Source organism: Mycolicibacterium phocaicum (genome assembly GCF_010731115.1).
Taxonomy (GTDB): domain Bacteria; phylum Actinomycetota; class Actinomycetes; order Mycobacteriales; family Mycobacteriaceae; genus Mycobacterium; species Mycobacterium phocaicum.
In genome coordinates this window covers 1,865,394-1,885,738 of the sequence record NZ_AP022616.1, presented here as the reverse complement: position 1 = coordinate 1,885,738, position 20,345 = coordinate 1,865,394, and the positions used below count along the sequence as shown (strand labels likewise).

Sequence of the window (20,345 nt, the reverse complement as noted above, 5' to 3'; positions counted from 1 at the left end):
AGCCGGGACGCATCGTCGGGTGACTACAAAACTGCACTACCCGAGAGGAACTCCCATGAGCCCCACACCGCCGCCGGATGTCGTTGCCGGACCGAAGATCACCAGCTGCCCGGTGCTCCGTCACCCCACGAACCGACCCGACGATCGACCGGGAGCCCGCAGGGCCACGCTGGCCTACGGCGCGGTGAGCTACGCGTTATTCCTCGGTGTGTTCGTTTACGCCATGTGGTTCGTCGCAGACGTCATCGTGCCGCGCAGCGTCGACCGCGCAATCCACGCGCCGGTCGGACAAGCGGTGATCATCGACCTCGGCTTGTTGAGCGTTTTCGCGGTCCAGCACAGCGTGATGGCCCGGCCGGCTTTCAAACGGTGGTGGACCCGTTTCGTGCCGGTCGCCATCGAGCGGAGCACCTACGTGCTGTTCGCGTCTGCGGCACTCGCGCTGGTGTTCTGGCAGTGGCGCTCGATCGACACGGTGGTGTGGCAGGTGGATTCCGAGCCGGCTGCCGTGGCGCTGTACGCACTGGCGACCGTGGGCTGGATGACGGTGCTCGCTTCGACGTTCATGATCGACCACTTCGAACTCTTCGGCGTCCGCCAGGTGGTGCTCGCGTGGCAGTCGAAGGCCCATGCGGACAACGGTTTCCGCACGGTGCTCCTCTACCGGCTGGTGCGGCACCCGCTGATGCTCGGATTCGTCGTCGCCTTCTGGGCCACGCCGACCATGACGGCCGGGCACCTGCTGTTCTCGCTCACCACGACCGGGTACATCCTGGTGGCAATCCAGCTCGAGGAGCGCGACCTGATCGCCGCGCTGGGCGAGCAGTACCGCGTGTATCGCGACCGCGTGCCGATGCTCGTGCCGAAGTTGTGGCGGTGATCAGCCGGCCTCGGCGGCCCACTCCTGCGTCACGCGCCGTTTCTGCTCGGCGGCAACCTGACTCAGATGTGCGGCTTTCGGCCATCCGCAGTGTGCGGCGAAATGCAGCATCAGTTCGTCCATCTCGTCGAACGACACGTCGCGGCTCTTCAACGCGGCGTAGACGTGGCTGACGATGGGAAACGGCGCGTCCTGGAAGGCGACACAGGCCACGGTGATCAGGCGCCGTTCCTTTCTCGCCAGCCCGGGCCGCAGCCACATTTCGCCGAAGACGAAGTTCAAGATGCCGGCGCCCTGGAATGGGTTGTCCTGGTTCGGCGCGAACGGCAGGCAGTTGATGTCCTTGAAGCACTGCGCGCCGACGGCCAGGCGTTCTTCGGGGTCACTGGGAGTGGGAAGCGGCAGCAGCCGTTCGGGCTCGGGTACCGGCAGGCCCCGCTCCTGATGGATGCGGTTCCACTCCTGGTCGACGATCATGTTGAAGCGGGAAGCCTTCGGCCAGCCGGCATACACGGCGAAATGCAGGACGGTTTCCCGCATCTCGACGATCGTGATGTCACCACTGTTGAGGGCGGCGTAAACATGTGCGCGCAACGGATCTTCGGCATCGGCGTCCGCGACGCAGGGGAGGGTGATGAAGCGACGTTCGCGCCGGGTCAGTCCTGGCCGCTGCCAGACGTCGCCGAAGACCACATCCCGCAAATGGTCGTCCACCGGGGTTGACTGCGGTGGTGCGGCAACCGTCATGACTTCGGCGTAGGCCAGCCTGCCGCGCTCGGTGTCCAGCTCTGTCATGTTCGTCCTCTCTGGCTCACCGAATGGTGACGCCGGCATCGACTTTGAGTTCGAGGCCCGTGACGTAACGGGATTCGTCGGACATCAGGTACAGCACCGCGTTGCTGATGTCGATGGCCTCGGCCATGACGACCGGTAGGGCATTGGCGAAAAGCGGTGCCAGGTCAGGCCGCGTCTCCCGGATCAGGGCGTGCAGGGACGGCGGCTGCATTCCGGTCGGCACTCCGGTGGGATGCACTGTGTTCACTCGAACACCCTGCGCGGCAACCTCATTGGCCAGGCTCTTGCTGAGCCCCACGATCCCGTGCTTGGACGCGGTATAGGGGAGGTGAAGCGGTGTCCCTTTGGTACCGGCAGCGGAGCTGATGTTGACGATGCTGCCGCCTCGGTCGATCAGGTGGGGCAGCGCCGCTGCGCAGGTGTTCCACGTCCCGATCAGGTTCACATCGACCACGGCGCGCCATTGTTCTGCGGTGGTGGTGTCCCACGTGCCCGCGGTGAGGACCCCGGCATTGGCAATGGCGCCGTCGAGGCCGCCCAACTGCTGCACGCCGTCGTCGACTGCCGCGCGCAACGCGTCGGCATCGCGGACGTCGACGACGTACGTCGCGGCGCGGCGTCCGGATTCCCGCACCAGTCTGGCGGTTTCGTCGAGATCGTCGCGCGTGGCCAGTGGGTACTCGAGGACGGCGAGGGACTCGCAGATGTCCGCGAGAATGAGATCGGCGCCCTCCTCGGCGAGGCGCACCGCGTGGCTGCGGCCCATCCCGCGGGCCGCGCCCGTGATCAATATCTTCTTGCCGGCGACTCTGCCGGTGCCGGCATTCACAGCTTGTTGCAGAAGCCGGCGTCGACCGGAAGCGTGACCCCGGTGATGTATTGCGCCGCATCGGAGGCCAGGAAGGCGACGGCGTGGCTGATGTCTTCTGGTTCGAGCAGCCCGACAGGCATGGGGTTCTGCAGGTGTGGGCCACCATCGGGGTAGTTCTCCAGAAACGCCGTCATGGCCGGGTTGACCGCCATCATGGTGTTGACGGCGGTCGGGTGCACGGTGTTGACCCGGATGCTCTGTGGGGCAAGCGCATTGGCCAGTGTTCGCATGAGTCCGACGATGCCGTGCTTGGACGCCGCATATCCCAGACCGCCGGCCTGCGAACCGCCGAAGCCCTTGAGCCCGGCAGTGGAGCTGGTGAAGATGATCGACCCGCCGCGCCCGCCGGCGATGATGTGGGGGATCGCGGCCTTGGCGGTGTGCAGGGCGCCCGTCAGGTTGACGTCGATGACGTCGGTCCACATCTCGAGTTCTTCTTCGATGGTCAGCTCACGGAATGCCATCGTGGCGATGCCGGCGTTCGCGCAGACGATGTCGAGGCGACCGAATTGCTCGACGCCGGCATCCACCGCTGACTTGAGTTCGGCGAAATCACGGACGTCGGCGACGTCGGCGACGATCTTGCCGCCCACCGATTCGACGAGAGCCACGGTTTCGGAGAGCTCGTCGCGGCTGGCCATGGGGTAGCCGTTCGACGCGATGTCGGCGCAGATGTCCACGGCGATGATGCCCGCACCTTCTCTGGCGAGATGCACGGCGTGGCTACGCCCCTGCCCACGGGCCGCGCCGGTGATGAAGGCGACCTTCCCGTCCAACGATCCCATCTGAACTCCTTGCCGTGTACTCAAAGTTGGGTGTAAACCGTCTTGGTCTTCAGGAAGCTCTCGATGCCGTCGCGTCCCCATTCATGCCCCCAGCCGGACTGCTTGTAGCCGCCGAAGGGCATCGAGTGGTCGAACACCATCTGGCAGTTCAGCGTGACGGTGCCGGCGTCGAGACGTTTGGCGAGTCGGTGCGCGCGGCCGATGTCCTTGGTCCAGGCCGTCGCGGCCAGTCCGTACTCGGAATCGTTGGCCAGGGCCACGACCTCGTCGTCGTCATCGAACGGCAGGATCGCGACCACCGGCCCGAAGATCTCCTGCTGGTACAGCCGCGCGGTGGGCGCGACATCGGTGAGAACCGTTGGGTGCACGAAGAATCCACTGCGATCCAGCCGGTCTCCGCCGGCGACTATCTCGACGCCATCCCGGCGGCCCCCATCGATGAAGCCCAACACCTGGTCGAGCTGCTTGGCGCTGATGATCGGGCCGATCAGGACGCCGTCTTCTGTCGGTGCACCGAGCTTCACCGAGTTAGCGATGTTGGCGACGCCCTCGACCACCTTCTCGTACACGCTTCGCTGGGCGAAGATTCGCGATCCGCTGATGCAGCCCTGCCCGGAATGGATGAAGATACCCATCGCCGCCATCGTGATGGCGGTGTCCAGATCGGCGTCGTCGTAGATCAGAACCGGTGACTTGCCGCCCAATTCGAGCGCGACCCGCTTGAGATTGCCACCGCCGGCGGCCTGCACGATCTGCTTGCCCACTTCGGTGGAGCCGGTGAAGGCGACCTTGTCGACGCCGGGATGCGCGGTGATCGCCGCGCCGACCGTGTGGCCGTATCCGGTGACGAGGTTGACCACGCCGCCCGGTACGCCGGCCTCGGCCAGGATCCGCTCCAGCAGCAGGGCCGAAAGGGGCGTCTCCTCAGCGGGTTTGACGACACAGCTACACCCCGCGGCCAGGGCTGGCGCCAGCTTGGTGCACGCGTTGAACACCGGCCCGTTCCACGGGAAGATCAGCCCGACAACGCCGTAGGGCTCTTTGAGTGTGTAGGCGTGCATGGTGGTGAAGGCGCCCGTGATGCCGCCGGTCTGCTGCACATCGTGGGCGATGCCGTTGACCTTGGTGCACCAGCCCGCGTAGTAACGGAACGATTCGGCGCACGTCGACATGATCATGAACGCCTGGAAATACGGCATTCCGGTGTTGAGGGAATCGATCTGGGCGAGTTCGTCGGCGTGCTGGTCGATCAGATCGGCCACCCGCCACAGCACCTTGGCCCGCTCGTTGCCGGGCAGCCCGCTCCACACCCCCGAGGTGAAACTCGCGCGCGCACGGGTCACGGCAGCGTCGACCGCTTCGGCGCCGCCGTCCCGGAATTCGGCGATCACCTCCTCGGTGGCGGGGTTGATGATCGCGATGACGTCCCCGTGGCCCGGCCGGTTCGTGATGTCTTCCAGGACCGATTGCACCGTCATCGCCGCGCCTCGGTGAACTCGATGTGCAGCTCGGTGAGGCCGCGCAGCAGGAACGTCGGCTCGTAGCCGTAGTTGCGATGGCCCGGGGCGCCGTGCTTGGCCTCGCTGATCCGGATGTCGCGCGTCCGGTCGAGTAGGCGGTTGATGGTGACCCGGCCCTCGACCCGGGCCAGGGGAGCGCCGGCGCAGGTGTGGATGCCACGGCCGAAGGCGATGTGTTCGCGCACGTTCTTGCGATCGAGACGGAACTCGTTGGGATTGTCGAACTTTCGGGGATCCCGGTTGGCCGCCCCGAGACACAGCATCATCACGGTGCCGGCCTTGATCGGCACGCCACCCAGGGTGGTGGACTTGCGGCACAGGCGGAAGTCCACCTTGGTGGGGCTCTCGAAGCGCAGTGCCTCCTCGATGAATGGCGAGATCAGGTCGCGGTTCTCCCGCAGGTGATGCTGCAGCCCGGGGTTGTCGCCCAGCACCTTGACGGCGGAACTGAGCAGCTTCGTGACGGTTTCCTGCCCGGCGGCGAACAGGAACGTCGCCGGCCGCACCACCTCGAGCAGCGGCGGGACGGAGCCGTCGGGATAGGTGGCGGTGGCCAGCCCGGTCAGCACATCTTCGCGCGGGTGCTCGCGCCGGTCGGCGATATAGCCGCTGAACAGATCGTCAAGGTACTGAAGGGGATTGGAGCCGACGGGTTCATGGTCCAATGCGCCGACCGCGGATCCCGGTACGTTGCCGGCTCCGAGGTTGCGCCGGATCTCGGGGCGATCGTCCTCGGGTACGCCGAGTAGATCCGCGATCGCCAGCGTCGCGAACGGCTTGCCGTACTCGCCGAGGAACTCACACCGGCCGTTCGCGATGAACTCGTCGAACTGCCGGTCGGCGAGACCCCACATGTAGTCCGAGTTCTCCTGCAGGCGGCGCGGGGTCAGCAGCCGGCTCAGCAGGGACCGGGCGTTCTCGTGCTCGGGCGGATCCATCACCACCATGTGTTCGAAGATCGGGAACTCGTGACGGTGTGCCTCGATGAGCTCGCTGATGTCGTCCCCATCCGGGGTGAACGGGAGCGGCGGGAACGGGCCGCCGATGGCATTGACCGCCGAGAACGAATCGACATCCTTGAAGGCCGCCTGGACTTCTTGGTACCCGGTCACCGCCACCACGCCGTAGTGCGGTTCGCGAACGACAGGCCCCTGCTGACGCAGGTGATCCCAGTACGCGTACGGGTCCTGGGCGATGTCGGGGTTCGTGAAGTAGTCGACGTCGGCGAGGTCGGCCACTGTGGACTTGGGCTGCATGACAGCAACTCCTGATCGATCGATCAAAATGTTAGACTGCCGTATGCCTATCACGCGCCGCGACGGCCGGTCAAGCATTTCGGGGCGGGTTCGTCGATGACCCAGGCACGCAAATCGAAGGCCGATGACGGCGGTGCCCGACAGCGCCTGATCGAGGCGACGGTGCAGATCATGCACGACGAGGGATACGCCGCGGCCACCTCGCGGCGGGTCGCGGCCCAGGCCGGCGTCAAGCAGGCGTTGGTCTATTACTACTTCCCGACCATGGACGACCTGTTCGTCGAGGCGCTTCGTGCCGGCGGGGAAGTGGCTCTGGAGCGGCTGCGGGAAGTGTTGCTCGACGAGGACCCGCTGCGCGCGCTGTGGCGGATCAACAGTGACCCGCGACAGACGGTGTTGAGCACCGAATTCATGGCATTGGCCAACCATCGCAAGGCCGTTGGCGCCGAATTGAAGGCGTACTCGGAACGTGTGCGCGATATCGAGACCGCGGCGGTGACGCTGGTTCTGCGGACCGCCGGCGTGAATCTGGACGCGTACCCGCCGGTGGTGATCTCCATGATCGTCGCCCAGATCGCGCGCAGCGTCGGCAATGAGAATGCGGTCGGTGTGACCCGGGGGCATGAGGAACTCCGCGCGTTCATCGACCGGCAGATCGAGCTGTTGACGAAGGCTGCGGAAGTCGTGCGCGACTGACCGGTGGCCGGACGGGCCGTCGCGCCCGTCCGCTCGGTGATTTCGGCGGCGTCGCCGCCTTTTTGAATCTCGTCATTGACACTGCGCGGCATCGCATGCCATGGTTCCTGATCGATCGACCAATTTTTGGAATCGACGGCCGGACCGCCATTCCGCGGCGGCGGCGACAACCAACAGCGAGGTGGATTCATGGCGGGACGGGTAGAGGGCAAGGTCGCATTCATCACCGGAGCGGCCCGTGGTCAGGGGCGTAGTCACGCCGTGCGGCTCGCCGAAGAGGGCGCCGACATCATCGCCATCGACGTCTGTGGTCCGGTGAGCAGCAACCCCCAGATCGCACCCGCGACGCGGGACGACCTTGCCGAAACGGCGGACCTGGTCAAGCAGCTGAACCGGCGCATCGTCACCGCCGAGGTCGACGTGCGCGACTACGCCGCGGTGAAGGCCGCTGTCGACAACGGCGTCGAACAGCTCGGCCGGCTGGACATCATCTGCGCCAATGCCGGTATCGGAAACGGTGGCCAGACGCTGGACCACACCAGCGAAGAAGACTGGACCGACATGATCGACGTCAACCTCTCCGGCGTCTGGAAGTCGGTCAAAGCCGCGGTGCCGCACCTCATCTCGCAGGGGCAGGGTGGATCGATCATTCTGACCAGCTCGGTGGGCGGACTCAAGGCCTACCCGCACACGGGGCACTACATCGCGGCCAAGCATGGCGTGGTCGGGCTGATGCGGACCTTCGCCGTGGAGCTGGGCCACCACTCGATCCGGGTGAACTCGGTGCACCCCACGAACGTGAACACCCCGCTGTTCATGAACGAGGGCACCATGAAGCTGTTCCGTCCCGACCTGGAGAACCCGGGCCCGGACGACATGAAGGTCGTCGCGCAGATGATGCACGTGCTGCCGGTGGGCTGGGTCGAGCCAGTGGACATCAGCAACGCCGTGCTGTTCCTGGCCTCGGACGAATCCCGTTATGTGACAGGTCTTCCCATGACCGTCGACGCCGGAAGCATGCTCAAGTAACCCTGATCAGCAACCCAACCGAATAGGCATCAACCCAACGGCAACGGAGCCAAAGCCCATGGCCAGTAACAGTTCTCCCGTCAATCCGCTGTTTGCCTCAGTGGCACCCGAGGTACCTGCGTCCCACTCCTGTCAGAGAGCCGCCAAGATCGGCGGGTATGGCGGCCTGGCGGTCGCGGCGTGGCTGGCCACCGCGGTGGCGACCGGTCACGGAGTGGCCGTCGCGGATACCGTTGGCGGGTCGGCGAGTTCATCGTCATCGAGTTCGATGAGCGCACCGGGTGGGTCGACGTCCTCGGGTGCCGCGGGCAGTGCGACGAGTGGGTCCCCGACGAACACCGGTGTAACCGCAACGGCGGGCACCACGGGGACGACCGGGACGACCGAATCGGCGAGTGGCTCGGGTGGCACCGGATCGTCTTCGGTCCCAGGGACGTCAGGCACATCACCGACGTCCGGATCGACGTCGTCGAGCGCCGAGGTGGGCTCGGGGGTGGTCGTCAGCAGCAGTGGGGGAGCCCATACCGGCAGTTCATCGACGACTCCGAAGGGCGACGCACACGAAAGTGCCGGCGGCGGTACGGCATCGGTGGCGGCCAAGCCGCGCACGAGTGCCAAGCCCTCGTCCAAGCCGGGCACGACCACCAAATCCCCGGCCAAGCCGGCGCGTGCGGAGACCACCACCGCCTCGCCCTCCACGCAGGCGGCGAGCACCGCGGCCGTCAGCACCAACGTCACGGCCAAGACCGCCGCGGTGACCGCGGCGGCAGTTGCCTCCACGGCCGCCACGACACAGACGATGGCGGTCGCCGCGACGGCTGCCACCGCCGCGATACCGGCCGCCGTGACGACTCAGGTCGTCTCTCCGGCAACGGGTTTGGCGGGCTTTCTCAACAGTGTGGTGACCAATCTGCTCAACCCGTTCGTGAAGCCGGCACCCAACACCGCGGACCCGCTGACCCCGGCGGTGTGGGCGGTACTCGCCTGGGTGCGGCGCAACGTGTTCAACCAGGCCCCGACCATCGCATACAACCCGACCACGACAGTTCAGACCGGCCAGACAGTGACCGGTAACCTCGGCGCGTCCGACGCCGAAGGCGACGCCCTGACCTACAAGGTCACACAGGGGCCGAAGTACGGCACGCTGACCATCGATCAGGCCACCGGCAACTTCACCTACACCCCGAACGACATCAATTACACGGCGGTGCAGACCGATTCGTTCTCCGTGTCGGTGACGGACGGCAAGTTCAACCTGCTGGGTCTGTTCAGCCCGCACAGCGCCAAGGCCGGCATCGACGTTTCGGTGCTCAACCCCGAAGTCCAGCGGGTGATCCTGAACCTGCCCGGCACCATTGCCAGCCCGGCGAATCCGCGTTACTCGGCCGACGGCCAATCCATCTTCTTCGCCGGCCAACCGACCAGCGGGGGCCGCTCGGAGATCTACCAGGTCAAGACCGACGGAACGGCGCTGCAATGTGTGACCTGCGGCGTCAGCGTCGGCGAAACCGGAAATCTGGCCAAACCCGTTCCCGTCGACGACGGTTCGGGCCGGGTACTGGTGCTGGTGAACGTCGCCGGGCAGACGCCGCGCTACTCCATGCTGGAAACCGGAATCAACGGGACCCAGCTGGTTTCGATCACCACGCCGGCCGGCGGTGGCTACGCCATCGATCCGCAACGCGAGATGCGGGTGTCGCCGGACGGCACCCACGTGCTGTACACCCGAATCGTGATCGGGCCCAACAACCTGCTGCAGGCCCTGCCGATCGTCGGCACGCTCACCCGCACCGATACCGGCTACACGGTCACCGACGCCCGGGTGGTGTACCCCACGGGTGAGGGCAAGCAGTGGACACCGGACGGTAAGGGCGTGGTGATCCTCGGCGGCCAATTCGATGCGGGCAATGTCGACGACATCGAGGTCGACCTCGCCACCGGCAAGGTCACCAGGGTGACGGCCAACCTCGACTACGACGAGGACATGGATTACTCGCCCAACATGCAGTGGATCGCCATCGGCAGCACCCGCGGGCTCAATGCGCTGACCCCGATGACGCGGATCATCCGGCAGAACTTCCTGCCGGTGTACGTCGGCGCACCCGTGTACCTGGAGTGGGCCGCCCCGGTCAACATCTCGAACCAGGAATGGATCGTCCAGGTCGGTGATGAACTCAACCGGGAGAACGGCATTCCGCTGTTCGACGCCGGCGACGGATACGCGGCCCGCAGCATGCCGAGCTGGAATCCCGACGGCACCGCTGTCACGTTCTGGGAGTCCAGCACCACCGATCCGACGGTGTCCCGGCTGGTCATCGCGAACCTGAAGTACACCACCAGTGTCGGACCGGTCGCGGCGGACCGGTCGACGCCGAGCTCGGATTCGTGGGCACCGGCCCTCGGCAGCTACGTCGCCGCCACCACACCGCTGCCGGCCACCGGCACCTATTCGGGTGTGGGTGGTGGTACCGCGGTGGTGACCGAGGCGCCGGACTCCAACGATCCGACGCGCACCATCCGCACCGTCACCTACACCAACTATGTCAACGAACTGGGCGAGATTCTCAACGGCACCGAATCCGCCGACTACAACGCCAGTCAGACGACGGTCCACTACCTGGCCGATATCACCGTCACCGGCGCCCACACCGGCTATCTGACAGCCGACGCGAACATCAACGCGTTCCAGCAGTCGCTGACCGGCACCATCACCTCCAGTGTCGACGGCGATGTGCAGTCGCTGCCGGACCCGGATGCGGCGCACCAGGCACAGCAGGACGCATAGCCGGCCATCGAAAGGACCGCATCATCGCAAGCGGCAACGAATTACCCAGTGGTGCATTGCTTCTCGGTGCAGAGCGGATCACGGGATCCTCCGGTGGGACGCACCACCACATCTATCCCGGCACCGGTCGGGTGAACGCCGTCGTCGAGATGGCCGGCGCCGTGGAAATCGACAGGGCGGTCGAGTCGGCCAAGCGGGCGCAGCGAACCTGGATGTCGTATCCGCCCGACCGGCGCCGCGACATCCTGTTCGATCTGGCCGATCTCCTCGGTGAGCACCACGGGGAGTTCGCCCGGATCAACACCCACGACTACGGCGTGCCGACGTCGTTGGCCGCGACGTCGGTGCTGACAGAACGGTTCTTCCGGTTCTACGCCGGATACGTCGACAAGGCCGATGGCGCAAGCACTCCCGTGGCGGGCGGCTTCGACCTCAACCTGGTCGAGCATGAACCGTACGGCGTCGTGGGCGTCATCGCGCCATGGAACGGCGCCCTCGTGGTGATCGGGCTGGCGGTCGCGCCGGCCCTGGCCGCGGGCAATGCCGTCGTCGTCAAGCCGTCGGAACTCGCACCGCTGGCGGCACTCCGGTTCGGCGAACTCTGCCTCGAGGCCGGCTTGCCCGCCGGCCTCGTCAACGTGCTGCCCGCGGGCGCGGACGGCGGCGAGGCACTCGTGCGGCACCCCGGTGTGGGCAAGATTCATTTCACGGGAGGTACCGCCACTGCCCGGCGGGTGCTGACCGCCGCAGCGGAGAACATCACCCCGGTGGTCGCCGAACTCGGGGGCACCGCCGCCGCGATCATCTTCGACGATGCCGATCTGGATGCCGCCGCGAACCTGTCCGCGCACCAAGGGCCGATCATGCAGGCCGGGCAGAGTTGTGCCTGCAGTAGCCGAATTCTGGTTCACAACAATGTCTATGACGCGTTTCTGGACAAGTTCCTCGCCGCTGTCACGCGGGCGCCGATCGGCGACCCGCTGCGCTCCGATGTCCTCTTCGGTCCGGTCATCAACCAGGCCGCCGTCGACCGCATCCTGGGCACCATCGAGCGGGCGATGGCCGAAGGAGCCGGCGAACTCGTGCTGGGCGGCAACCGGATCGGCGGCGAGCTGGCGTCCGGGTTCTACGTCGAGCCGACGGTGTTCGCGGACGTCGACAACTGCTCACCGCTGGCCCAGCAGGAGACCTTCGGGCCGGTGGTGTCGGTGCTGCGATTCCACGACGACGCCGAAGCGGTGGAGCTGGCCAACGACACCCGGTACGGGCTCAACGCATTCGTCCACACCACGAATCTGCACCGCGCCCATGTGGTGTCACGGCAGCTTCAGGCCGGGTCGGTCTGGGTGAACACCCGAAGCGACATCCAGCCGCAAGGCCCCTACGGCGGATACAAACACAGCGGCATCGGCCGGTCGGGCGGAATCGAAGGCCTCCGAGAGTTCCGGCAGACCAAGAACATCCGGATCAAGGTGTCCTGACGGGCGTGTCAGCCCTCCAGCCTGGCCCGCACGCTCGCGAGTCGTTCCTGCAACTCCGCTTCGCTGATGACGCCGCGCGCGACCAGTGAATGGGCGAGCGAGACCAGCTGGTTCTCCGGGTACGGCAGGCTCGCATACACCGTGGCCGAGAGGGCGTCCTCTTCGTCGCGGCGGTCCTTGAAATTGAGCACCTCGGCTTCGCAGGCCGAATGGTCCAGTGCGTCACAGAGTCCGTCGAGGCTGGTTTTCCATGGGGGAACAGGGTTTTCGACACCCCACTTGGCGGCCATGCGCGACCACACCTGGTCACGGGCCACGATGTCCCGCAGTGGCGCGATCTCGCTCATCCGGCCGTCCCCGGGTGCATGGCGGGGCGCGTCGTCACGATCGCGTTGGTGGTCACGCCCGGTTTGGGGAGTGCCACGCCGATCAGGCAGTCGCGCGTGATGATCTCGGCCAGTTGATCTTCGGTCCAGCCGTCGGTGCCCTCGGGGCGCATCGGCATCACCATGAACCGGTGCTTCTGGTTGGAGTCCTCGACCCGGACCTCGATGTCGTCGGGCAGGTAGAGCCCGAACTCGGCCAGCACCTGACGCGGCCAACGGACCAGGCGCCGGCGGTAATTGGGCGTGCGGTACCACTCGGGGGAGTTCCCCAGGATCGGCCGCGGATAGCACGAGCACAGCGCGCAGACGATGACGTGATGCACCGTCGGCGTATCGGCGAGAATCTGGAACGCGACGAAATCGCTCGGGGTGCCGAAGCCGGTCGGCTCCAGCCAATCGACGCCGACGGCCTTGCTGGCGGCGAGTGAATCGTTGACGGCCAGCTCCTTGAACTCGGGGTCCAGCCAAGCCCGTGCGACGAGCCGCGCCGCCGGGGTGGGGCCGATCTGCTCGGCGAACTCGGTGAACCGCCGGTGCTCCTCGGCGGTGAAAATGCCCTTCTCGATGCACAACTCGCGCAGGGCGATCTCGAGGACCTCGAAGTCGGTGATCTCGTCGACCATGGGTTTCACGGTGCGGGCGTGGTCGTGGTCATGATCATGATGGTGATCCGACATGCAAATCCCTTCTGGTATCAGTGAATTGAGCGCATCGGTGATTCGAGCTAGGTGGCGGCTTCCAGCCAGCGTTCGGGGATTTCGGTGCGCAGGGTGTCGCGCGTCGTGCCGGTGTAGTCGTGCCACAGCTCGGACTGGTTGAACTCGACGACGTAGAACCACTCGGGCGGCGCCTCGGGGATGTCCCACGTCTCGTCCTCCGGCGCCGGGCTCTCGTAGGCCAGCACCGCGATCTTGCCGGTCGCGCCGCGCACGTACTCCGGGGTGCGGGTGTAGAAGATCACCGGCAGCTCCCGCACCCGCACGGCGTCGCCGACCTTGAACTTCGGTGTCCCGGCCTTACCGGCGTAGATCTGCGGATCGCCGATGCCGACGGCTTCGATGTGATGCTTGTTGCGCTTGACGTTCGCCCCGTCGCCCTCGGACCTGGGCTTCGCCTCGAGGGTCTTGCCGTCGAGCCCGCCCTCGTAACGGCCCCTCACCTCGGCCATCCGTTCCATGAGTTCGCCGAGGCTGATGTGATGCTTCTCGATCAGGACCCGGGCGACCGACAGCAGCCAGCGGCCGTAATAGGGCAGACCCAGGTACTCCGCACGGCCGACGTCGACGTTGCCGATGCGGCGCCGCTCCTCCGACAACCAGATGCCGCGCCAGGCCAGCACCTCGCAGATCACGTACGTCATGTGTTCCCACAGCTCGTACTGCTTGTTGACGTACTCCATCGGGGCGTCGGGCTCGCCGCCCACGTCGTGCACCGGTTTCAGGTAGGCCTGGATCCGGGCCGCATCCAGCATGTCGGGGTAGGGGGCGTCGGGAAGTTCCGGGTAGGACGATTTCAGTCGGGACACCAAGCCCAATTGGGCTGCGCGCTCGGCCGCTGTGCTCATGACAGCTCCTCGTGTTGTGCAGAGGCGACAAACTGACGCGAGGCCCGATCCGGCATCCAACACATGCTGAGGGACGAACGCACCCCCGCGTCCTGGCTCACATGACTACTTTTCCGACCTTAACCGTTGCCGTGGCAGTCGCGTGCCGGTTTGGCGCGTTCGCGCTCACCTTCCCGAGGTGGGCTCGTTGTTCCGGCGTAGGGTGCATCGCGTGGCGACGATGAAGGCAGCCCGTGTTCTGGCACAGGGTGCGCGATTTGAGTTGGCGGACATGGACATTCCCGAGCCCGGGCCTGGGCAAGTGCGGATCCGCGTCCGTGCCTGCGGCGTCTGCCACACCGATTCGATGACGGTGGCGGGCACGCTGGGCAATACGTTCCCGCGTACGCCGGGGCATGAGATCGCCGGCGAAGTCGACGCGGTCGGCGCCGGCGTCAGCGCGTGGGCCATCGGTGACCGGGTGGGCGTCGGCGCGTTCGGTGGTTGCGATTTCACGTGCGAGCCCTGCCGCCGCGGAGACTTCATCTCGTGCGCGCAGCGCAAGACCGCCGGTGCCAGCTACGACGGGGGCTATGCCGAGTACCTGGTGGCTCCGGCCGAGGCGCTGGCGCGGATTCCGGCCGGCTTGTCTTTCGTGGAAGCCGCTCCGCTGTTGTGCGCGGGCATCACGACGTTCAACTCGCTGCGCAATTCGATTGCGCGACCCGGGGACCTCGTCGGGATCCTCGGGGTGGGCGGTCTCGGCCATCTCGGGATCCAGTTCGCCGCCAAGATGGGGTTGGAAGTGGCGGCGATCGCGCGCGGACAAGACAAGGCGCCGCTGGCGAAAGAGCTTGGCGCCCATCACTACATCGATTCACGCGGGTCTGACCCTGCGGCCGAACTCCGCAAGCTCGGTGGTGCTGTCGTGGTGCTCTCGACGGTCACCGCCGCGGATGCGATGACCGCCGTGCTCGGCGGCCTGAAACCGCGCGGTCAGTTACTTGTTGTCGGCGCGTCCGAGAACTTGATGCAGGTGCCGCCGATCGCGCTGATCACCAAGTCGCTGGGTGTGCAGGGCTGGGCCTCTGGGACGTCGCAGGACTCCGAGGACGCGTTGCGTTTCTCGGCGCTGACCGGGGTACGGCCGATGGTCGAGACGATGCCGCTGAGCCAGGTGCAGGCAGCCTACGACCGGATGATGGCGGGCGATGCGCGATTCCGCGTGGTCTTGACAATGGGCTGAGCGTGACCCCGAGCTGACGATGGAGCCGCGCCCAGCGTCTTCATATCAAGATCTGGGCTGATTCATGGCTGGGCCGTTCACTGTGGGCTCATGTCCACTACATCCCGTACCCGGCGCTACGGCGTCGTCACCCTCGCCGGATTCGCCGCGCTGTCCCTGGCGGCCTGCGGATCATCGAACACACCGTCGGCCGGTTCCAGTGCCGCCGCCAGTTCAGCGCCGTCGTCCGCGAACCCGGCACCTGCAGCTCCCGGCGGTCCGGGCGGTAAAGACCGGCTGTCCGGTCTGGTCAACTCGGTCTCGGGCGGCACCGTGTCGATCACCGGGAAAGACGGGCCGGGGACCGTGGACATCACGTCCTCGACGCGGGTCACCCAGCTCGGGCCCGGTCAGCTGACCGACGTCACGGCCGGCGAGTGCGTCGCGGTCCGCCCGGTCAAGGGCAACGACACCGGGAACGCGGTGACGGCCGCCAACGTCCTCGTCGGCCAACCGGGCAACGCGCAATGCGGTCAGAAGGGCGGAAAGCGCGAACACGGCATCAACGGCACGGTTGCCTCGGTGAACGGCAGCACGATCATGGTCACCGACGCCGACAACGCGCAGATCACCGTGACGGTGACACCCGACACCCGCTACACCAAGAGCTCCAGCGCCGACGCGAAGGCGATCGCCGCCGGGATGTGTCTGGGCGCGCGCGGCACCAAGGACGGCAACGGCGCCCTCCAGGCCACGTTCGCGATGGTGCGGCCGGCCGTGAACGGGGCGTGTGGCGGCGGGCACCGCTGACGCTCATTCCGGCGGCGCGAAGAACTCCAAGGCGATGCCGTCGGGGTCGCGGAAGCTCAGACCGGAGCCGTAGGGCGCGTCGACGACGCCGCCATGGGTGATGCCCAGCGCCTCGAGTTTGGCGGCCCAGTCGACGAGCTCGGCCCGGGAGGCGCAGCCGAAGCCGACGTGGTCGAGGCCGGCCCGGAACTCGCTGAACTGGCCCGGTTCGATGGCGCGGTCATGCTGGTGGATGCCGAACAGGGTGCCGCCGGGCAGTGCCCACACCAGATGCCGGTAGCCGGCGTCGGTGTGTTCGTCGAGCACCGGGTCCTCGCCGATCAGGTTGCGGTACCAGGGGCCGCTGACCGTCATATCGCTGACGGTGACCGCGACATGGTTCAGAGCTGCGAACGCCATGGGATGCCTCCTGATCGTGAATGTTGTTTCATACCACTGCTTTTCCGCGCCGGGCGCGGGACCGCATGTCCCACAGGTACAGCTGGTAGCCCAGCAGCCACACGTCGCGCGGGATCACCCGGTCGGCCAGCCGCAGCGCCGTCAGCAGCCGGTCGAACCAGCGCTGCTGGGTGGGTGTCCACGCCAGTTTCATGTGGGTGCGGAACTCGGTGGGCAGGAAGCCCGTCGTCGCGAACAGGTTGAACGGACCGGCCAGCTGCCGCAGCGGGGTGGGCAGGAACGCCAGCGCCGCCACGCCGTGCAGGTGTTGGCGGACGGGCTCGTCGATCTGCAGCTCGTCGAGCGTGCGTTTCCAGTACTCGTCGAAGGCGACGCGGTCGGCCGGCCACATTCCCTCGCGCACCTGCAGCGTGGTGCCGAGGGTGCGGGCGTCCTGATAGATGGCGTCCGCGGCCGCGGGGCTGAGCGGGCCGTACAGGAACTCGTGCTGATCGACGTAGTAGCGGTACAGACACGACGCCACCCACAGCTGCAGCTTCGGGTCGAACGCGGTGTATTTCACCGGGCTCGACGCCGTCGACCGCACCAGCGCGTGCACCCGGTCCACTTCGCGGCGGATCAGGGCACGGTCGTCGTCGGTGCCGTACACCGCGGCCGCGAGGTAGGTGCCGGTGGTGCGGGCGCGTTTGAACGGGTGCTTATAGACGTTGCCGCTGTCGACGGGGCTCTCCAGCACGCCGTAACCCACCCCGGGCAGGGCCAGTTGCATGATCACGTTGGCCGCGGGCGCCAGCGCCGCCGCGGGGTTGATGAGGTCGACAACCCGCTTCGGATGCCGAGGTGGACCCAGCCGCATGATGGGAGAGTAGACACCTGTGAGACGCTGCCCGGCGTGTTTGACAGAAGCGCCCCGCGGGCGGCCGGTCTGGCGCTCGGCTACCTGGCCGATGTGTGCTGGGCCGACCCACGCCGCGGCCATCCGGTAGCGCTGTTCGGCACGGCGGCCGCCGCGCTGGAACGGCGTACGTACCGCGACAACCGGCCGGCGGGGGCCGGCCACACCGCGGCGTTGCTGCTCGGGCTGGGCGCGCTGGGCATCGGGCTGGAACGTGTCGCGCGGGGTCCGGTGGCGAAGACGCTCGTGACCGCCGCGGCGACCTACACCGTGCTCGGCGGGACGTCGCTGGCCCGGACCGGTGCCGACATGGCGGCGCGGCTCGAGCGCGACGATGTGGCTGCGGCTCGCGAGCTGCTGCCGTCCCTGTGCGGGCGTGATCCGTCGGCGCTGGATGCCGACGGGCTGGCCCGGGCCGCGCTCGAATCGGTCGCGGAGAACACCTCCGACGCCCAGGTGGCACCGATCCTGTGGGGCGCCGTCGCCGGGGTGCCGGGCCTGCTGGTGTACCGCGGTGCCAACACCCTGGACGCCATGATCGGTCACCTCAACCCGCGTTACACCCGGTTCGGTTGGGCGGCAGCCCGATTCGACGATGTCCTCAACTATCTGCCGGCCCGCGTGACCGGGCTGTGCGTCATGGCGGCGTCGCGACGGCCCGCCGCGGCGTGGCGGGCGTGGCGCGCCGACGCGCACAAGCACCCGAGCCCCAACGCCGGTGTGGCCGAAGCGTCCTTCGCCGGGGCGCTGGGCGTGCGGCTCGGGGGAGCGACGCAGTACGCGCACCGGCTGGAGATGCGGCCGACCCTGGGCACCGGGCCCGCGCCGGTGCCCGCCGATCTGCGTCGCGCGGTGGGACTGACCCGCCGGGTGCAGGCGCTGGCGACGGTGGTGGCCGTCGGGCTCAGCGGCGCCGGCCGTAGCGGTCGGCGAGCTTCTGCTCGGTCTTCTCCTCGGCGGTGAGTGGCGTGGCCGGTTCCTCGGGGTCGGGCCCACCGGAAGTGTCGGTGCCCGAGCCGGATTGGGCCTTCTCCAGGCGGCGCTGCCGGATTTCGGCCATCACGAAGTAGCCCAGCCCGATGGGCGCGACGATGCCGAACGCGATCCACTGGATGCCGTACGACAGGAACGGGCCGGCATCCAGGTGCGGGAGCGCGATGACCCCGAGACCACCCGGCTGGCCATCGACGAGCTGTAGGTACTCCGCCGTCAGTGGCACGCCGGTCAGCTGCGAAATCTGGGTCGGGCTGATCGAGTACACCTGCTGGATGCCGTCCTGCTTGAACGGTTCCTTGCCCGACATGATCGGCTCGGCATCCCGCAGCCGCCCGGTGATCGTGACCGTCCCCGGCGGCGGCGCGGCGAAGGGTGGCACGCCCGGACCGTCGCCCTGCTTCACGTAGCCGCGGTTGACCAGCACCGTCGGGCCGCCGTCGACCGCGAACGGGGTGAGCACCTCGTAGGAGGGGTCGCCGTCATCGGTCCGCAGCCGGACCAGCACCTGCGCCTCGGGGCGGTAGTGGCCCGTCGCCGTCAGCCGCCGCCACTGCGCATCCGGGGCCGACGAATCCTGGTGCGGCAGGACCGAAGTCAGGGGCGCGGGTTCGGTGTTCAGCGACGACGCGATCTGGTTGTTCTCGCGGGAGGTGCGGGTGTTCTTGCCCAGCTGCCACGGCGCGAGCACCGTGAAGCACAGGTAGGCGAACGCGATCACCACGACGAACAGGGCCAGCCACTGCGGCCGGAAGAGGAACCCGAGCCGGCGCATCAGTCGCCTCGGTCCGCCAGTTGCTTGTCGACCCAGTCGTGCAGGCCCGGCAGCGACGCCTCGATCACCGCGAAGGTCTCCTCGAAATCGTCGATGCCGCCGTAGTACGGGTCCTCGACGTCGAGCGCGTGCGCGCCCGAACGGGGGTCGAACGAGCGCATCATCCGCACCCGGTCGGGATCGGCGCCCAGGTCGCTCAGGATGCGGGTGTGGTTGCGGCCCATGGGAACGATCATGTCGGCGGCGAGATGGTCGGCGTCGATGGCCGCGGCGGCGTGCGCGGTGGGGTAGCCGTGCGCGCGCAGCACCCGCTCGGCGCGGCTGTCGGCGGGATCACCCGCATGCCAGCCGCCGGTGCCGGCGCTGGTCACCCGGACCAGGCCGGCCAGCCCACGCTCGTCGATCTGGTGGGCGAACATCTTCTCGGCCATCGGCGATCGGCAGATGTTGCCGGAACAGATGAACGTCACGTGCACGCGGTCAGACACCCAGCACCTCCCGTAGCTCGTCGACGGTGGCGACCCGCCGGACCGTCGAATCGTCGGTGAAATCGGCTGCGCCGTAACCCCAGTCGACGACGACGGTGTCGATGCCATGGTGCGCGGCGCCATGGACGTCGTGCGACCGGTCGCCGATCATCAGCACCTGCTCGGGCACCGGGGTCAGCTGGGCGAGCGCATGAGCGACGACGTCGGCCTTCGCCGACCGGGTGCCGTCGACGCTGGCACCGGCGATCACCTCGAAGTGCTCGTCGATGCCGAAGTGCTCGACGATGCGCCGGGCAGTCGGCTCGGCCTTCGACGTCGCGACGGCCAGCCGTACCCCGGCCGCCCGCAGGTCCTCGATACCGTCGAACATGCGGTTCATCGACCAGCCGCGGGACGTGTAGTCGGCGCGGTAGGCGGCGATGGCGTCGGCAGCCTTCTCACCGAGGCCCAGTGAGCCCAGCGTCACGTGCATCGGCGGGCCGACGATGCGTTCGGCGAGGTCACCGTCGGGTACGTCAGCGCCGACAGCGTCGAGCGCGTGACGGAAGCTGGCGACGATGCCCTCGGCGGAGTCGGTCAGCGTCCCGTCGAGGTCGAATAGCACCAACTGCGGGGTCACGGTGTCATTGTCCCTGATGTATCTGACCGCCTGCGCCGCGCACCGGACGAGTTCCGGTTCGAGAAGGACCAAATGGCTGCTTTGAGGGTGCGACGAGCGACCAATTGGTCCTTC

22 protein-coding genes are annotated in these 20,345 nt (G+C 67.3%); 8 read left to right on the top strand and 14 right to left on the bottom strand.

The genetic code is table 11. The features are described 5' to 3' along the window. The first annotated feature begins 55 nt into the window (after nt 1–55). Nucleotides 56–880, top strand: coding sequence for a methanethiol S-methyltransferase (gene mddA / locus G6N46_RS09155; RefSeq protein ID WP_138248543.1), 825 nt, complete (start codon nt 56–58; stop codon nt 878–880). Here mddA and G6N46_RS09150 read toward each other — a convergent pair whose 3' ends face one another. The 5 genes from G6N46_RS09150 to G6N46_RS09130 are packed head-to-tail and all read right to left on the bottom strand — an operon-like array spanning nt 881 to nt 6,089. Then, complete coding sequence (locus tag G6N46_RS09150; RefSeq protein WP_138248544.1) at nt 881–1,675, bottom strand: carboxymuconolactone decarboxylase family protein; 795 nt, start codon at nt 1,673–1,675, stop codon at nt 881–883. A 16-nt stretch (nt 1,676–1,691) separates the two neighbouring features. Continuing rightward, nucleotides 1,692–2,504, bottom strand: a complete 813-nt coding sequence (locus G6N46_RS09145; RefSeq protein ID WP_138248545.1) for a mycofactocin-coupled SDR family oxidoreductase — start codon at nt 2,502–2,504, stop codon at nt 1,692–1,694. Then, the gene (locus tag G6N46_RS09140) at nt 2,501–3,331 is read right to left on the bottom strand and encodes a mycofactocin-coupled SDR family oxidoreductase (protein ID WP_138248546.1); all 831 of its coding nucleotides are present in this window, start codon (nt 3,329–3,331) and stop codon (nt 2,501–2,503) included. Before G6N46_RS09140 ends, G6N46_RS09145 begins: the two co-directional genes overlap by 4 nt. 20 nt (nt 3,332–3,351) lie before the next feature. After that, nucleotides 3,352–4,809 carry an aldehyde dehydrogenase family protein gene (locus G6N46_RS09135; protein ID WP_138248547.1) on the bottom strand — a complete coding sequence of 486 codons (1,458 nt, stop codon included), beginning with the start codon at nt 4,807–4,809 and terminating at the stop codon, nt 3,352–3,354. Continuing rightward, the gene (locus G6N46_RS09130) at nt 4,806–6,089 is read right to left on the bottom strand and encodes a cytochrome P450 (RefSeq protein ID WP_138248602.1); all 1,284 of its coding nucleotides are present in this window, start codon (nt 6,087–6,089) and stop codon (nt 4,806–4,808) included. Before G6N46_RS09130 ends, G6N46_RS09135 begins: the two co-directional genes overlap by 4 nt. A 114-nt stretch (nt 6,090–6,203) precedes the next feature. Between G6N46_RS09130 and G6N46_RS09125 the strand changes: the two genes are divergently transcribed. Both G6N46_RS09125 and G6N46_RS09120 read left to right on the top strand, forming a co-directional pair. Beyond that, nucleotides 6,204–6,803, top strand: a complete 600-nt coding sequence (locus G6N46_RS09125) for a TetR/AcrR family transcriptional regulator (RefSeq protein WP_138248548.1) — start codon at nt 6,204–6,206, stop codon at nt 6,801–6,803. A gap of 189 nt (nt 6,804–6,992) precedes the next feature. After that, complete coding sequence (locus tag G6N46_RS09120) at nt 6,993–7,832, top strand: mycofactocin-coupled SDR family oxidoreductase (protein WP_138248549.1); 840 nt, start codon at nt 6,993–6,995, stop codon at nt 7,830–7,832. A gap of 207 nt (nt 7,833–8,039) precedes the next feature. Here the strand turns inward: G6N46_RS09120 and G6N46_RS09115 are convergent, their stop codons facing one another. After that, the gene (locus G6N46_RS09115; protein ID WP_138248550.1) at nt 8,040–8,621 is read right to left on the bottom strand and encodes a hypothetical protein; all 582 of its coding nucleotides are present in this window, start codon (nt 8,619–8,621) and stop codon (nt 8,040–8,042) included. Nucleotides 8,622–8,631: 10 nt separating this feature from the next. Between G6N46_RS09115 and G6N46_RS09110 the strand changes: the two genes are divergently transcribed. Beyond that, nucleotides 8,632–10,617 carry an Ig-like domain-containing protein gene (locus tag G6N46_RS09110; RefSeq protein WP_234880591.1) on the top strand — a complete coding sequence of 662 codons (1,986 nt, stop codon included), beginning with the start codon at nt 8,632–8,634 and terminating at the stop codon, nt 10,615–10,617. Nucleotides 10,618–10,637: 20 nt separating this feature from the next. Then, nucleotides 10,638–12,098, top strand: a complete 1,461-nt coding sequence (locus G6N46_RS09105) for an aldehyde dehydrogenase family protein (RefSeq protein ID WP_138248604.1) — start codon at nt 10,638–10,640, stop codon at nt 12,096–12,098. An 8-nt stretch (nt 12,099–12,106) separates the two neighbouring features. Here G6N46_RS09105 and G6N46_RS09100 read toward each other — a convergent pair whose 3' ends face one another. Genes G6N46_RS09100 through G6N46_RS09090 form a run of 3 tightly spaced genes read right to left on the bottom strand, consistent with a single transcriptional unit; the run spans nt 12,107 to nt 14,048 of the window. Beyond that, on the bottom strand, nt 12,107–12,445 hold the full coding sequence (locus G6N46_RS09100; protein WP_138248551.1) for an SH3-like domain-containing protein: 339 nt from the start codon (nt 12,443–12,445) through the stop codon (nt 12,107–12,109). Continuing rightward, complete coding sequence (gene scnC / locus G6N46_RS09095) at nt 12,442–13,161, bottom strand: thiocyanate hydrolase subunit gamma (RefSeq protein WP_138248552.1); 720 nt, start codon at nt 13,159–13,161, stop codon at nt 12,442–12,444. Before scnC ends, G6N46_RS09100 begins: the two co-directional genes overlap by 4 nt. A gap of 47 nt (nt 13,162–13,208) precedes the next feature. After that, nucleotides 13,209–14,048 (bottom strand): SH3-like domain-containing protein, encoded by an 840-nt coding sequence (locus G6N46_RS09090; RefSeq protein ID WP_138248553.1) that lies wholly within the window; start codon nt 14,046–14,048, stop codon nt 13,209–13,211. A 220-nt stretch (nt 14,049–14,268) separates the two neighbouring features. Between G6N46_RS09090 and G6N46_RS09085 the strand changes: the two genes are divergently transcribed. Together G6N46_RS09085 and G6N46_RS09080 are read left to right on the top strand one after the other, a co-directional pair. Further along, nucleotides 14,269–15,273, top strand: coding sequence for an alcohol dehydrogenase (locus G6N46_RS09085; RefSeq protein ID WP_138248605.1), 1,005 nt, complete (start codon nt 14,269–14,271; stop codon nt 15,271–15,273). Nucleotides 15,274–15,363: 90 nt separating this feature from the next. Further along, complete coding sequence (locus tag G6N46_RS09080; RefSeq protein WP_138248554.1) at nt 15,364–16,062, top strand: DUF5666 domain-containing protein; 699 nt, start codon at nt 15,364–15,366, stop codon at nt 16,060–16,062. 3 nt (nt 16,063–16,065) lie between these two features. Here the strand turns inward: G6N46_RS09080 and G6N46_RS09075 are convergent, their stop codons facing one another. Together G6N46_RS09075 and G6N46_RS09070 are read right to left on the bottom strand one after the other, a co-directional pair. Continuing rightward, nucleotides 16,066–16,461: a VOC family protein gene (locus tag G6N46_RS09075; protein WP_138248555.1), complete on the bottom strand. Its 396-nt coding sequence runs from the start codon at nt 16,459–16,461 to the stop codon at nt 16,066–16,068. Between the two features lie 28 nt (nt 16,462–16,489). After that, entirely contained in the window at nt 16,490–17,317 is an 828-nt protein-coding gene (locus G6N46_RS09070) for an oxygenase MpaB family protein (protein ID WP_138248556.1), read from the bottom strand. Nucleotides 17,318–17,353: 36 nt separating this feature from the next. Between G6N46_RS09070 and G6N46_RS09065 the strand changes: the two genes are divergently transcribed. Beyond that, nucleotides 17,354–18,319, top strand: coding sequence for a cobalamin biosynthesis protein (locus G6N46_RS09065; RefSeq protein WP_138248557.1), 966 nt, complete (start codon nt 17,354–17,356; stop codon nt 18,317–18,319). Here G6N46_RS09065 and G6N46_RS09060 read toward each other — a convergent pair. From G6N46_RS09060 to G6N46_RS09050, 3 genes are read right to left on the bottom strand one after another with little or no spacing between them, the layout of a single operon-like run. Further along, a complete protein-coding gene (locus G6N46_RS09060; protein WP_138248558.1) occupies nt 18,261–19,124 on the bottom strand; it encodes an SURF1 family cytochrome oxidase biogenesis protein in 864 nt (287 codons plus the stop codon). The two genes, G6N46_RS09065 and G6N46_RS09060, sit on opposite strands and share 59 nt — an antisense overlap. Then, nucleotides 19,124–19,612 carry a low molecular weight protein-tyrosine-phosphatase gene (locus tag G6N46_RS09055; protein WP_138248559.1) on the bottom strand — a complete coding sequence of 163 codons (489 nt, stop codon included), beginning with the start codon at nt 19,610–19,612 and terminating at the stop codon, nt 19,124–19,126. The genes G6N46_RS09060 and G6N46_RS09055 overlap by 1 nt, the downstream gene beginning before the upstream one ends. After that, a complete protein-coding gene (locus tag G6N46_RS09050) occupies nt 19,605–20,231 on the bottom strand; it encodes an HAD-IA family hydrolase (RefSeq protein ID WP_163692679.1) in 627 nt (208 codons plus the stop codon). The genes G6N46_RS09055 and G6N46_RS09050 overlap by 8 nt, the downstream gene beginning before the upstream one ends. Nucleotides 20,232–20,345: the final 114 nt, after the last annotated feature.